Source organism: Alteribacter salitolerans, from assembly GCF_016901055.1.
Lineage (GTDB): Bacteria > Bacillota > Bacilli > Bacillales > Salisediminibacteriaceae > Alteribacter > Alteribacter keqinensis.
The window spans coordinates 19,280-32,055 of record NZ_JAFEUX010000018.1 but is presented as its reverse complement, the minus strand read 5'-3'; the positions used below and the strand labels follow the sequence as shown (position 1 = coordinate 32,055).

Annotated in this window: 14 protein-coding genes; 13 read left to right on the top strand and 1 reads right to left on the bottom strand. The window is 48.7% G+C overall.

Annotated elements, in window-relative coordinates; translation table 11 throughout:
- The 9 genes from JSY36_RS19970 to radC all read left to right on the top strand — a co-directional run.
- The coding region (locus tag JSY36_RS19970) for an IS1182 family transposase (RefSeq protein ID WP_205167716.1) at positions 1-767 on the top strand (767 nt) is incomplete at its 5' end.
- A 240-nt stretch (positions 768-1,007) separates the two neighbouring features.
- Positions 1,008-1,763, top strand: coding sequence for a prepilin peptidase (locus JSY36_RS19965; protein WP_205167715.1), 756 nt, complete (start codon positions 1,008-1,010; stop codon positions 1,761-1,763).
- Positions 1,764-1,785: 22 nt separating this feature from the next.
- A complete protein-coding gene (pilM, locus tag JSY36_RS19960; protein WP_205167714.1) occupies positions 1,786-2,772 on the top strand; it encodes a type IV pilus biogenesis protein PilM in 987 nt (328 codons plus the stop codon).
- Positions 2,773-2,780: 8 nt separating this feature from the next.
- Positions 2,781-3,611: a PilN domain-containing protein gene (locus tag JSY36_RS19955; RefSeq protein WP_205167713.1), complete on the top strand. Its 831-nt coding sequence runs from the start codon at positions 2,781-2,783 to the stop codon at positions 3,609-3,611.
- Positions 3,608-4,384 carry a hypothetical protein gene (locus JSY36_RS19950; protein ID WP_205167712.1) on the top strand — a complete coding sequence of 259 codons (777 nt, stop codon included), beginning with the start codon at positions 3,608-3,610 and terminating at the stop codon, positions 4,382-4,384. The genes JSY36_RS19955 and JSY36_RS19950 overlap by 4 nt, the downstream gene beginning before the upstream one ends.
- 108 nt (positions 4,385-4,492) lie before the next feature.
- Positions 4,493-5,605: a hypothetical protein gene (locus JSY36_RS19945; RefSeq protein WP_205167711.1), complete on the top strand. Its 1,113-nt coding sequence runs from the start codon at positions 4,493-4,495 to the stop codon at positions 5,603-5,605.
- A 359-nt stretch (positions 5,606-5,964) separates the two neighbouring features.
- Positions 5,965-7,386: an aspartate ammonia-lyase gene (gene aspA / locus JSY36_RS19940; protein WP_205167710.1), complete on the top strand. Its 1,422-nt coding sequence runs from the start codon at positions 5,965-5,967 to the stop codon at positions 7,384-7,386.
- 147 nt (positions 7,387-7,533) lie between these two features.
- Positions 7,534-8,112 (top strand): Maf family protein, encoded by a 579-nt coding sequence (locus JSY36_RS19935; RefSeq protein WP_205167709.1) that lies wholly within the window; start codon positions 7,534-7,536, stop codon positions 8,110-8,112.
- A gap of 77 nt (positions 8,113-8,189) precedes the next feature.
- On the top strand, positions 8,190-8,867 hold the full coding sequence (radC, locus tag JSY36_RS19930; protein WP_142996788.1) for a RadC family protein: 678 nt from the start codon (positions 8,190-8,192) through the stop codon (positions 8,865-8,867).
- Positions 8,868-8,939: 72 nt separating this feature from the next.
- Here the strand turns inward: radC and JSY36_RS19925 are convergent, their stop codons facing one another.
- Positions 8,940-9,146 (bottom strand): hypothetical protein, encoded by a 207-nt coding sequence (locus tag JSY36_RS19925; protein ID WP_142996784.1) that lies wholly within the window; start codon positions 9,144-9,146, stop codon positions 8,940-8,942.
- 390 nt (positions 9,147-9,536) lie between these two features.
- On the opposite strand from JSY36_RS19925, the gene JSY36_RS19920 reads away from it, so the two are divergent.
- The 4 genes from JSY36_RS19920 to minC are packed head-to-tail and all read left to right on the top strand — an operon-like array spanning position 9,537 to position 12,717.
- Positions 9,537-10,577 carry a rod shape-determining protein gene (locus tag JSY36_RS19920; protein ID WP_122897772.1) on the top strand — a complete coding sequence of 347 codons (1,041 nt, stop codon included), beginning with the start codon at positions 9,537-9,539 and terminating at the stop codon, positions 10,575-10,577.
- A 13-nt stretch (positions 10,578-10,590) separates the two neighbouring features.
- Entirely contained in the window at positions 10,591-11,475 is an 885-nt protein-coding gene (mreC, locus tag JSY36_RS19915) for a rod shape-determining protein MreC (RefSeq protein ID WP_122897770.1), read from the top strand.
- Positions 11,475-11,996 (top strand): rod shape-determining protein MreD, encoded by a 522-nt coding sequence (gene mreD, locus JSY36_RS19910; protein ID WP_122897768.1) that lies wholly within the window; start codon positions 11,475-11,477, stop codon positions 11,994-11,996. Before mreC ends, mreD begins: the two co-directional genes overlap by 1 nt.
- A 34-nt stretch (positions 11,997-12,030) precedes the next feature.
- A complete protein-coding gene (gene minC, locus JSY36_RS19905) occupies positions 12,031-12,717 on the top strand; it encodes a septum site-determining protein MinC (protein ID WP_122897766.1) in 687 nt (228 codons plus the stop codon).
- Positions 12,718-12,776 lie beyond the last annotated feature (59 nt).

Here is a 12,776-nt window from a genome sequence, read left to right as displayed (position 1 = left end):
AAGAGGTGGTGGAAGAAAAAGAAATTAAGGTGAGTACAACAGATAAAGAAAGCGGCTACATGTTTAGAGATGGAAAGCCCGAAGGCTTCTTCTATTTGGATCATCGCACGACAGATCTAAAATACAACATTATTACTGATGTCCACTTAACACCAGGAAACATCCACGATTCACGACCTTACCTGAAGCGACTCGACCGGCAAATAGATCGGTTTGGATTAAACGTCGAAGCTGTAGGGCTGGACGCTGGTTATTTAACAACCCCATTATGTAAGGGGCTGGAGAACCGAAAAATCATGGGGGTCATCGCTCATCGCCGCTTTAAGCCTAAAAAAGGATATCTGCCAAAATGGAAGTACAATTATGATAAAGAGTCCAATACCTATACGTGTCCCAATGGAAAGAGCTTGAGTTATTCGACCACCAACCGTGAAGGCTATCGCCACTATCATTCCGACCCCAAAGACTGTCTAAACTGTCCACTTCTTGCACAATGTACAAACGCAAAGAACCATAAGAAAGTGATTACACGCCACGTCTGGGAAGACAGCAAGGAGAAGGTGAGGGAAAACCGGCTTTCAAAAGAAGGAAAGCTGATCTACAAAAAAAGAAAAGAAACAATAGAGCGAAGCTTCGCGGACGCAAAACAGCTCCACGGGCTTCGCTACTGCCGGTTGCGCAGCTTGAGAGGCGCATCGGAACAAGCGCTTATGACAGCCGCAGCACAGAACATAAAGAAGATAGCAAACCACCTCACAGCCAGCTAAGAGGTGGTTTGCCCTATTTTTAAAAGGTATTTGCATCACTTAATTTCATTTTCTCCACATAAAGAAACCCACGCTTCAAAAAAGCGTGGGTTTCTCGACAGCCTGAGGGGGTTCTATTCTAGAACCCCCTTATTAATTCTCAAAACAATTCAATCCCCCTATTCCCCCTCACCCTAAAAACCCCTATAATAGTAGTAGATTCCATTTTTTTCGACTAATAGAAAGTGCTGGTGGTGACGATTGGAGATCCTCATTAGTGTTTATGTGTTTTTATTCGGATTGATTTTCGGCTCTTTTTTTAACTTAGTAGGAATGAGAATGCCGAATAAGGAATCCATCATCAAGCCACGGTCCCGCTGCCCGGAATGCGGACATAGCCTTTCTGCATGGGAACTGATTCCGGTATTGTCCTATGTGATTCTCCGGGGAAAGTGCAAAGACTGCGGCAAGAGAGTATCACCTCTTTACCCCCTGATGGAAACAGCTACCGGCGGACTGTTTCTTTTAAGCTACCTCCACTGGGGCTTCAGCTTTGAGCTGATCGTAAGTCTTCTTTTTGTATCCATGCTGGTCATTATCACCGTGAGTGATTTAACGAGCTACCTGATCCTCAACAAGGTGCTCATGTTTTTCTTTATCCCCCTCTTGCTCCTCAGGCTCACCGTGGCAGACCTGTATCCATGGTGGATCCCGATCGTAGGGATGCTGACGGGGTTTGGAATTCTCTTTGCCCTTGCTGTTTTATCAAAAGGAGGCATGGGTGGGGGAGATGTGAAGCTTTATGCCGTCATTGGCGTCGTGCTCGGTTTTCCAGGTGTATTAATGAGCATCTTTTTTGCTTCTCTGATCGGTGCCGTCATCGGCATTTTCGGGGTCCTGTTCAAAGGGATGAACCGGAAATCATCGATCCCCTTCGGACCATCCATCGCCCTTGGTTCGATCATCGTTTATTTTTACGGAATACAAATCTGGAACTGGTATATGAAGATCTTTTAATGAGCAGAAGTGAGGGTTTACTATGCTGAAAATAAAAAAACAGACGTGGACAGCCGTGACGATTAAAGATCACGTCATCCGCTATGTCCGCGGCAAGAATGAATCACTTGAAAGCGTGTCCGACTTCGGGGAACGCTACCTTCCCAAAGGCGTTGTGGAAAACGGCCGGATCAAGGAATGGGACACCCTGGTTACGATCTTTCAGGAATGCGTGGACACCTGGAACCTGAAGAAGCAGAAAGTCGTTTTTACCGTCCCGGACTCCCTGTTCGTCATCCGCGAGCACAGTGTGGACATTACAGTGAAAGACGAAGAAACGACCGGTCACCTGTATATGGAGCTCGGCGAAAAGCTTCATCTCCCATTTGAAGAACCTGCCTTTGACTGGGCAGAGCGTGACGCGGATGAAAAAAAACGGCATCTCCTTTTAGTGGCAGCTCCGGAAGATACGGTCGCCGAGTATACGAAACTTTTTGAAGCATGCAAGGTGAAGCCCCTGGCCGCAGATGTTGCGCCATTAGCTTTTTACCGGTTTTACGAAGGAGCGCGCTATGGCGGGCCAGAAGAGCACCTTCTTACAGTTCACGCTTTTCCGAGCCACATCCTTGTGACGGTATTCAATAAAGACACGCCGGTCGTGACCCGCCATATGGAGTGGGAGCTTGACAGCCAGCAGTGGCGCGTGGAAACGATTGAAGACGAACTGATTTACGAATGGACCGGAAGCGAAGAGGAGATCATTTCTTCGTGGCAGGATGTACTTACCGATATCCGAAAACTCAGAAACTATTATGAATCATCCTACCATAAAGGAGAAAAAAGTCTCACAAAAGTGTGTATCGGCGGGGATCACCCGTACCTTTCCCGCTTTGAAGAAGACATGAGTCTTCAGTTTGACATCCCGGTCCACCGCTATGACCGGACCAATCTCAGAGTCTCAAATTCCGATACAAATATTCCTGAACGTTATCACGAAACGGTAGGGCTGTTGTTGAAAAAAGAGGTGTAGTTGCTGTCATGCCAGTTGAAATTAATTTACTGCCTAAAAAAGAACAAAAAGACCGCTCTCTTCTTTATGTAATCGGAGGATTTTTTCTCGCATGCTTCCTGGCCGCGGCCGTGTTTGCCATACTCGGGTCGAATGTGGAGCAAGACATTGCAGAAGCAGAGACGATTCTGACAGAAAACAAAATTGCTTCAGCGGAAATCGAACAGGAAATACATAACCTGTCCAATGCGGATCAGGCACAGCTCAGTCTTTGGATTGAAAAGCTTGAAGGAAAAACCACACCGGCGTCTGCCGTCCTTCACGAAGTGGTCACCCGGATGCCCCCTGAAGGGTACCTTGTGGAATATGACTACGGCTTTCCTTTTGATGTGTATATCGAAGCCGCGTTTTATGAGATGCGTGATTTAGCCTATTACCATCAGGCACTTGAAGAGTCAGCCCTCATTTCACAGGTGACCCTTCACCGGATCGACGGAGAAGACATGACCGGAGAGGACGAGGAAGAGGAAGAAGAAACAACGTTCTTTACCCAGCCGGCCCAGTCCGAGGTTTATCTGCCCCACTACACGGCGGCCATGACGATCACCATCAACCCTGACGCTGTTCGTGCCCACGGTGAGGACGCTGAATCTGATGAACCGACGGGAGATGAACCCGGCCCTCCTGGAAGAGAAGAGGATGACACCGACGTGAATATCGATATGGATCTTGAGCTGGATCTCGAAATCGACACAAATGATGAAGGGAATCAGACTGTGGACGACGAAGAGATAGACAACGGAGAAATCGACCTTGACCTTGAATTTGAAACAGATGAAACAGGAGGCGGTGATCAATGATGAGCACAAATCGTCTCCTCATTTACAGCCTTGTGGCAGGAGTTGCGGTAATCGCCTTTTGCGTACTGGCCTTTACGTCCTTTCTGAGTCCGAAACTTGAGGCCCGGGACACGACTGTCATGAATGTGTATCAGGAAGAACAAATGATTAAACAGCTCGAAGCGGAAAAATCAGCCATGATTCAGGAACAGGCAGGCCGCACGGTTACCTCCACGGAACTTCAGCGCCGGCTTCCGGTCGTACCGTTGACCGACCAGTTTATTATGGACATCAACATGGCCGAAGAAGTGTCCGGTGTGCGCATGATGAACATGACAATGGAAAAAGAAGAAACCGTTTATGAAATGCTTGAAATGAGCAGTCCCCCGGCAGTTGAAGAAGACGTGGAAGTGACCCGTGACGAAGAGGAAGAAGAAGAATCTGTTACCGAAGAAGATGAACGTGACCTTGTGGGAGACGAATGGCGAGGCGATGAAATCGAAGGAATGTACAAGCAGACCGCAGCCATGGACGTTCGTGTAGATACGTATGCCCACCTCGTCCGCTTTCTCGACGAGCTCGACAATCTTACACGGATTGCCAAAATTGAATCGGTTTACTTCACAAGGGAAGACACGGACGATGAACGGATGATCATCGACGGAGAAGATCATCTCGATTTTCACGTTGTTGTGTCAACATACTATTACCCGCCGCTGTCTGATCTGGAGCACGAAGCACCGAAAGCCGACTATCCATCATACGAAGACCGGGACCAGCCATTTCTTGACTAACTAAAAATCCAATCCTTTTAACGCCGCAGACGAATTTTAGGGTTCTACCAATCGGTGCTAGTTAATAGAGTAAAGTATAACGATCACCGTGAAAGGGGTTTGGGCGCGTTGGATAAAAAAAATGTCATAACGATTCGGATGAATGGCGAAAAGACGATTATTTTCCGCGACGATGATGAAGACGTCCAGTCCGAGACTGCAGCAACCGAGGACAATAACCGAGACGATGACGCTTTTCACTGGGTGCTCGCCGAACACGAGCCCCCTGAAAAAGCGCAACCAGAAACCAATATAGTAGACTTTGAAGAACGCCGCAAAGAAAAAACAGCTCTGAGCCTGCCCTTCTGGGACGACGGAAACCGGGACAGAGCACCAAAGCTTCCACCAAACAAACGAAAGAAAAAGCGTCCCTCAAGACACACCTTTTCATGGCCGAACCTACGTCTCCCTGGGAGGATGCTCGCCATCGTCATGAGCGCGATCATTGTCGGGACAGGCTTCGGGCTCATGCTCCTCACGCTCTTTTCAACAAGCGAAATGGATCAGGCAAGCTCAGCCGCTCCGGAAATCGAAACCGCCGGTGCGGTCCAGGAACCAACCGCCTTACAACCGGTCGGCTCAATCACCGACGACACATTCACCGGCGGCATCCCGAACCTGACCGTCCACGTCGTGCAGGGCGGGGCATTCACGACTTCGGAAAAAGGACAAGAAACTGTTCAAACCATGAGGTCGGAAGGTTACTCTGCCATTTTGACAGATCACACAGAGCCTATGTATCTGTTTATGGGCATTGCGCCGTCGAAGGCAAACAGTGACGAGTTAGCCCAGGTGTATCAAAGCGTCGGCAGGGAAACATATACGAAAGCCTACCTCATTTCCAGTGACGCAGGCGTCTCAGAAGAAACAGCAGAGTATTTGTACGCCGGCACCCAGCTCGTGGACGAGCTTGTGCAGCTTGGGGTCGGAGTAACACTCAGTGAAGCAGATGTTTCAGCCGGAAAAGCGAACAGCCTGGCAGGTGCCTGGAACGAATGGAAGGTGCAACTCGAAGCCCTGGATGAATCAGACGCTGTCATCGCAACCGCCACAAGCTGGACCGCCAAAACCGGAGAAGCTGTGGAAAAGCTCCAGGATGAAGACGCTACCGGCTGGGACCTCCAGCAGCGCCTTCTTGAAAGCACCATGTTGTATGAAAAACTTGTGAAAGAGCTTGAATAAAAGATGAACCGGTCCCGTGAATGGGGCCGGTTGATTTATTTGCGGGAGAATTTGTCGAATGGCCGAAATATTGTAATCAGGGGTTGATAAAATAAGATTAAGGGTCGATAAATCTTCAACAGTGGTTGATTAAATCAAAATATAGGTCGATAAATCCGGCCAGGTTGTCTGATACCTCCTGATCTTTCCGTTCATACTAAAAGATAGCACTTACATTAACGAAGATTTTTATATACAATTAGCTATGGTAGCGCAGACCTGTATACCAGCCACCAGATGGCAAGTCTGCGGGATGAGGCTTTGCAACTAAGTAAAGAGAAACAAAGAAGCACTGAACGAACCAGGGAGATGAAACCGACATGACAGAACATACAAGAGTTGAACGCGATTTGATGGGAGAAAAGGAAATTCCCGCTGATGCATATTACGGCATCCAGACGGTCCGGGCAAAGGAGAACTTCCCCATTACAGGCTACCCGCCACACGTGGAATTAATCCGTGCCTTTGGGTTTGTGAAAAAAGCAGCTGCACGGGCAAACAGTCACGTGGGCGTTTTAAACAAAGATATTGCCGGAGCAATTATGAACGCCGCACAGGAAGTGATCGACGGAAAGCTGAACGATCACTTTATCGTAGACAGTATTCAGGGAGGCGCCGGCACATCATTTAACATGAATGCCAACGAAGTGATCGCCAACCGTGCCATCGAGCTGCTCGGCGGTAAAAAAGGCGAATACATAAAGGTGAGTCCGAATACCCACGTAAATATGGCTCAGTCCACAAACGATACATTCCCGACAGCGATTCACATTGCCTGTCTGAACTTAAGCCAAGGGCTGATTACAGCGCTGAATGAACTCATTGAAACGCTCAAATCAAAGGAGCAGGAATTTGATAATGTCATTAAAATGGGCCGGACCCACCTTCAGGATGCGGTGCCGATCCGTCTCGGGCAGGAATTCGGTTCCTACCGCCGTATGCTGAGCAGGGACTTAAAACGGATTCAGAACTCCGTTGACCACCTTTATGAAATCAACATGGGTGCAACGGCGGTAGGGACAGGCCTGAACGCCATGCCAGAGTATATTACAAAGGTGACGGAGTACCTGGCTGAAGACATGAATATGCCGTTTCACAGTGCCGAGGATCTTGTGGATGCCACGCAGAACACGGACGCGTATACCCAGCTGTCTGGTGCCATGAAAATCCTTGCGATTAACATGTCCAAGATTGCCAACGACCTTCGCCTCATGAGCTCGGGTCCGCGCACGGGTTTTAACGAAATTAATCTGCCGCCGCGCCAGGCCGGTTCATCGATCATGCCGGGGAAAGTAAACCCGGTTATGTGTGAAGTGATCAACCAGATCTCCTTCCAGGTGATCGGTAACGACCATACGATCAGCCTTGCGTCGGAAGCAGGACAGCTTGAACTGAATGTCATGGAGCCGGTTCTTGTATTCAACCTTCTTCAGTCATTTTCAATTCTGCAAAACGGCATCAGTGTGTTCCGTGAATATGCAGTGGAAGGAATCACTGCGAACGTGGAGCGCTGCCGTGAAATGGTGGAAACGAGCGTAGGGATTATCACCGCGATCAACCCGCACGTCGGTTATGAAACTGCGGCCCGTATTGCCAAGGAAGCGATCACAACGAATGTGAGCGTCCGGGAAATCTGCATCGAGCGGGGCATCCTTACAAGAGAAGAGCTCGATAAGATTCTCGATCCAAAAGAAATGACCAAGCCAGGCATCGCCGCCTCCGAACTCCTATTCGGGGAATAATCAGTATGTGAACAAATCACAGAGGGTCAGACCCCTGGAAGATGGAGGTCTGACCATACTTACTTTTGCGTAGGGTTGTCGTTTTTTGTGGTATGCTGAAGGTGCCTCTTAAGACGTCGGATCGTTACGCTGTCAGGAGGAATTTTGATGACCCGATTGATACTCGCCTCACAATCACCTCGCCGGAAGGAACTGCTCGAGCAGGCAGGCATCCCCTTCCACACTATTTCCAGTCAAGTAGAAGAAAAGACAGATCCAACTTTATCTCCGGAAGAGCTCGTCGTTTCTTTGGCGATGCAAAAAGCCGAAGCGGTGTTTAAGAAGAACCCGGAAAACGTCGTTCTTGGTTCGGACACGGTTGTGTCCATTGACGGGCGCGTTCTTGGAAAGCCTTCAGACAAAAAGGAAGCCCGGGACATGCTTCGTATGCTTTCAGGGCGCACCCACGAAGTATTCACCGGAGTGGCAGTTCTCTCCGGAGATAAGACCCGTACCGTTTGCGAAAAAGCGAGCGTGCAGTTTTATGACCTCTCAGATGAAGAAATCGACGGCTACATTAAGAGCGGCGAACCTTTTGATAAAGCGGGAAGCTACGGAATTCAGGGCCTTGGCGCTGTCCTGGTTGAACGCATATCAGGAGATTACTTTGCCATCGTAGGGCTGCCTCTGGCGAAAACGATCCGCGTGTTAAGAGAGTTTGACATTGTGGGTGACTGGCAAGCGTAAATCATCATCGCACTAGCCTTCATGGACGCAGTGCCATCGTCATTCCCAAGAGCGAAAGGGTGACGTGTGTGTCAGAAATGATGATGATCCGGGATGTGCCAAAAAGTGAGCGCCCCCGGGAAAGGATGCTTCAGGAAGGGCCGAATGCGCTGACAAACCAGGAGCTGATTGCCCTTATTTTAAGCTCCGGAACGAAAGAGGAGTCGGTTCTTCAGTTATCCGGCAGGGTCCTCAGACACTTTGACGGGCTGAAGCTTCTTAAAGACGCTTCGATTAACGAATTTATTGATATTCATGGAATCGGAAATGCGAAGGCGGTTCAGCTGAAAGCAGCCATCGAGCTCGGCCGGCGGATTCACAACCTCCCAACCGAAGAACGCTATGCGATCCGGTCTCCTGAGGATGTGGCCAATTTTGTGATGGATGACATGAGGCACCTTACTCAGGAACACTTTGTCTGCCTGTATCTGAACACCAAAAATCAGGTAATCTACAAGCATACGGTGTTTATCGGAAGTCTAAATGCCTCGATCGTGCATCCGAGAGAGGTGTTCAAAGAAGCGTTCCGCTATTCGGCTGCGTCCATTGTGTGCCTTCATAACCACCCGAGTGGGGACAGTTCACCGAGCCGGGAGGACATCGATGTGACGAAGCGCCTGGTGGAGTGCGGGAACGTTCTCGGAATTGAAATTCTCGATCACGTGATTATCGGGGATCAGCAGTTTGTTTCGTTAAAAGAAAAAGGATACGTTTGAGTGGTGGAGGCCTCTTTTCTGGGAGAAGGGGTCTTCTGTCTGTTGTTTGTGTCGAACAGTGACGAATTCTCTTTAAAAGTGCCTGAAGTCTGCATAAATGACGGGAAGTTCTTTATAAATGGCGGAAAAGTCTGCATAAAGTGCCCGAAGTTCTCCATAAATCGTAAAAAGTTCTCCATAAAAATTCGTCAGCTCTTTATTTGGTGGATCCGGAAGGGAGATATCATTAATCCGGCGACGTTTATCGTGTATCTTCCAGACATATCGTGAATTCGCCACATCTAAACGTGTATCCAGACTCGGTTACCCTGAACGCTCTTCAAAAGTCACCGCCGGGCAGGCTGTTATCCATTGGCAACGCTGTACTCAGCATGTTACAGTTAGGCTTAAATGATGAATTTTTAAAGTGGCGGTGAAAATGCTACTCAAGAGGTCCTTTTTTGAGTATAATTAACCGTATGGGTTTTTGTAACTAAACCGGGCGGTGAGAGTCCGGGTTTATTTAGAGAGCAATACCATCACTAATTTTGAAATTGCTGGCTTCAGCGTATGACAGGGTTTATGGATGAGAGAAGCGGCGGCTTGGCACGAAGGGTTAACCGGTCAGGTGTGCTGTGCTTCTTTTTTTACCCTAAGGCTGGGCTTTAATGATGAAGGGAGATTACATAGATGTTTGGTGGTTTTTCAAAGGATTTAGGTATTGATTTGGGTACGGCGAATACGCTTGTGTACGTGAAGGGGAAGGGTGTTGTTGTCCGGGAGCCTTCGGTTGTGGCAATTCGTTCGGATGCGGGAACGATTGAGGCTGTCGGTAATGATGCGAAGAACATGATTGGCCGTACGCCCGGGAATATTGTGGCGATTCGCCCGATGAAGGACGGGGTTATTGCGGATTTTGATACGACGGCGACGATGATGAAGTATTTCATCAGGCAGGCGCTGCGTCATCGTTCGATCTTTACCCGTAAGCCCAATGTGATGGTGTGTGTACCGTCTGGGATTACGGCTGTGGAAAAAAGAGCGGTGGAAGACGCCACGAAACAGGCGGGTGCCCGCGAAGCTTATACAATTGAGGAGCCTTTTGCGGCTGCGATCGGTGCGGACCTGCCGGTGTGGGAGCCGACGGGAAGCATGATCGTTGATATCGGCGGTGGTACTACAGAGGTGGCGATTATTTCTCTGGGTGGTATCGTAACCAGTCAGTCGATACGTATTGCAGGTGACGAGATGGATGATGATATTGTTCAATACGTTAAGAAAACATACAATCTGATGATCGGTGAGCGTACAGCTGAAGCGATTAAGTTTGAGATCGGTTCTGCCGGGAAGCCGGAAGATGTGGAAGATATGGAGATTCGCGGGCGTGACCTTGTAAGTGGTCTTCCGAAGACGATTTCCATTACGGCGGCTGAGATTTCATCGGCACTGGAAGATACAGTGGCGAGCATTGTACAAGCAGTGAAGGATACGCTTGAGCAGTCTCCTCCTGAGCTTGCGGCGGACATTATGGACCGCGGTATTGTGATGACCGGCGGCGGGGCGCTTCTAAGATACCTCGACCGTGTGCTGAGTGAAGAGACGAACATGCCGGTTCTTGTGGCTGAAGAGCCTTTGGACTGTGTGGCGATCGGAACGGGCAGAGCGCTTGAAAATCTTCACTTATTCCGCTCTAAGGCTGGTATCACCGTTCGATCAAATCGGAAAGGGTAAGTAGGTGTCCTGAATGGCCCCATTTTTTTCAAACAAGCGGTTAATTGCGTTGCTTGTCTGCATTATTGTGCTGGTAGCGTTGATCGGGTATTCCATGAGCGAGCGGCGTTCTGCCTCGCTCCCCGAGCAGCTTCTCAATGACAGTATCGGCTGGGTTCAGTCTGCGTTTTCCAGGCCCGCTCACGGTGTAGCGGGTTTCTTTGAGAGCATCAATGATATGCGGACAATCTACGAAGAAAATAAGGTGTTAAAGTCTCATCTGGATGATTATGCGTCGCTGCAGGTGGAGCTGTCTGAGCTCCGTCGTCATAATGAGGAGCTTCAAGGCTCTCTTGATCTTCAGGATGATCCTGAAATTTACGACTTTTCCTTACGTTCGGCGATGATGATCAGCCGTTCTCCTGACCGGTGGACCGAATACATAGGCATCAATAAAGGTGCTGTCCATGGAATCGAACAGGATATGGCTGTGATGACGAGTAAAGGCCTGATCGGAAAAGTACGGAATGTTTCACAGCTCACATCAACGGTTCAGCTGTTGAGTGACCAGGACCGTACGAACAGGATCAGTGCCATGGTTGACGGCGAGGAAGCCGTGTTTGGTTTTATTGAAGGAATCAGTGATGAGACCGGTTATCTGCAGTTTACAAAAATTGATATTGACGCTGAGATTGAAGAAGGAATGACGGTTGTGACTTCCGGTCTTGGAGGGGTGTTCCCGAGAAACCTTGTGATCGGTGAAATCGTTGAGTATGAGGCGGACGAGTTTGGTCTGACACAGCAGGCTTACGTGAAGCCGTCTGCGGACTTTAACCAGCTGGATTATGTGATGGTTGTGGAACGGGAAGCTGCTTCTCTTGAGGAGGACATCGATCCGGAAAATGAGGATGAGGACTGATGATCCGCTATTCTATTTTTCTCGTTATGTTCCTGCTGTTTGTTCTTGAAGGAACCGTGTTTCAGGTTTTTGCCCCTGACCTTCACGGGTTTCCTTATATATTGATTCCCAGGTGGGTTCTTCTCGTTCTTGTGTTTGTCGGTATTTTACAGGGACGGGGCCCTGCTCTTCTATATGCCGTCGGTTTCGGGATTTTGTATGACGTGATTTATTCACCGCTTCTTGGTGTGTACACGTTCGGAATGGCTGTTGTCGTGTATCTTGTGTCCTTTTCCATTCCTTTTTTCCAAAAAAACCTCGGGTTGTCAATTATGATGGCGTTACTCGCAGTCGTAGGTCTCGAGTATTTTGTTTACGGCATTTATTCATTGATGGGACTGGCCAGCCAGCCCCACAATCTGTTTTTCTACACGAGACTGCTGCCGACGTTTGTGTTTAACGGCCTGATTCTTGTACTCACAGGCTTTTATTTAAGAAAGTGGATTTTATATGTACTAAAACGAAAACAAGAGTTCATATAGGCGCGGTTCAAATAAAGTTCAGAGGTGATTGATCATGACACAAAAGCAAGTGAAACAGCAAAACGTCATTATAAAAGGAACTAAGGACGGCTTAACATTTGTCTTAAATGATCAGTGCGCCTTTGAAGATGTGTTGGAAGAACTGGCGGAAAAGCTTTCAGACCGTCCCCAGCCACAGGAAAACAGTGTACGTGTCCGGATCAATCTCGTATCAGGCAAGCGTTACCTGGAAAAAGAACAAGTGACACTGCTTCAGAAGCAGTTTAACGATCATATTCACGCAGATATTGATACGATCGAAACGGATGTAATTACAAAAGACGAGGCCGAGGAAATGCGTCTCGACAACCAGATCACCCGCCTTGCCCGTGTGATCCGCTCGGGGCAGGTCATTGAGGTCCGGGGAGATCTACTTCTGATCGGGGATGTGAATCCCGGCGGTACGATAAAGGCCACGGGGAATATTTACGTGCTGGGTGCTCTAAGGGGCATAGCCCATGCCGGGGTTAACAATAATAAAGATGCTGTTATTTGTGCCGGAAGCATGAATCCTTCCCAGCTCCGCATTGCTGATGTAATCAGCAGACCTCCTGAACAGGAAGGAAAAGGCGGACGGGAAATGGAGTGCGCCTATGTGGACGAGGACGATCAGATGGTTCTTGACCGCATGCAGAAAGTCGGACAGGTGCGTCCATACATCACTGACGACCTGACCTTATAAACAGAAACAAATCGTAATACCCATTTGGTCGATTCGTGGTAAAATAGAGAGTAGACAAG

Bases quoted from the DNA above. Each gene is read 5' to 3' on its own strand.
- aspA (WP_205167710.1), top strand. From the start codon at position 5,965: ATGACAGAACATACAAGAGTTGAACGCGATTTGATGGGAGAAAAGGAA.
- JSY36_RS19955 (WP_205167713.1), top strand. From the start codon at position 2,781: ATGCCAGTTGAAATTAATTTACTGCCTAAAAAAGAACAAAAAGACCGC.
- pilM (WP_205167714.1), top strand. From the start codon at position 1,786: ATGCTGAAAATAAAAAAACAGACGTGGACAGCCGTGACGATTAAAGAT.
- JSY36_RS19920 (WP_122897772.1), top strand. From the start codon at position 9,537: ATGTTTGGTGGTTTTTCAAAGGATTTAGGTATTGATTTGGGTACGGCG.
- minC (WP_122897766.1), top strand. From the start codon at position 12,031: ATGACACAAAAGCAAGTGAAACAGCAAAACGTCATTATAAAAGGAACT.
- mreD (WP_122897768.1), top strand. From the start codon at position 11,475: ATGATCCGCTATTCTATTTTTCTCGTTATGTTCCTGCTGTTTGTTCTT.
- JSY36_RS19950 (WP_205167712.1), top strand. From the start codon at position 3,608: ATGATGAGCACAAATCGTCTCCTCATTTACAGCCTTGTGGCAGGAGTT.
- mreC (WP_122897770.1), top strand. From the start codon at position 10,591: ATGGCCCCATTTTTTTCAAACAAGCGGTTAATTGCGTTGCTTGTCTGC.
- JSY36_RS19935 (WP_205167709.1), top strand. From the start codon at position 7,534: ATGACCCGATTGATACTCGCCTCACAATCACCTCGCCGGAAGGAACTG.
- radC (WP_142996788.1), top strand. From the start codon at position 8,190: ATGATGATGATCCGGGATGTGCCAAAAAGTGAGCGCCCCCGGGAAAGG.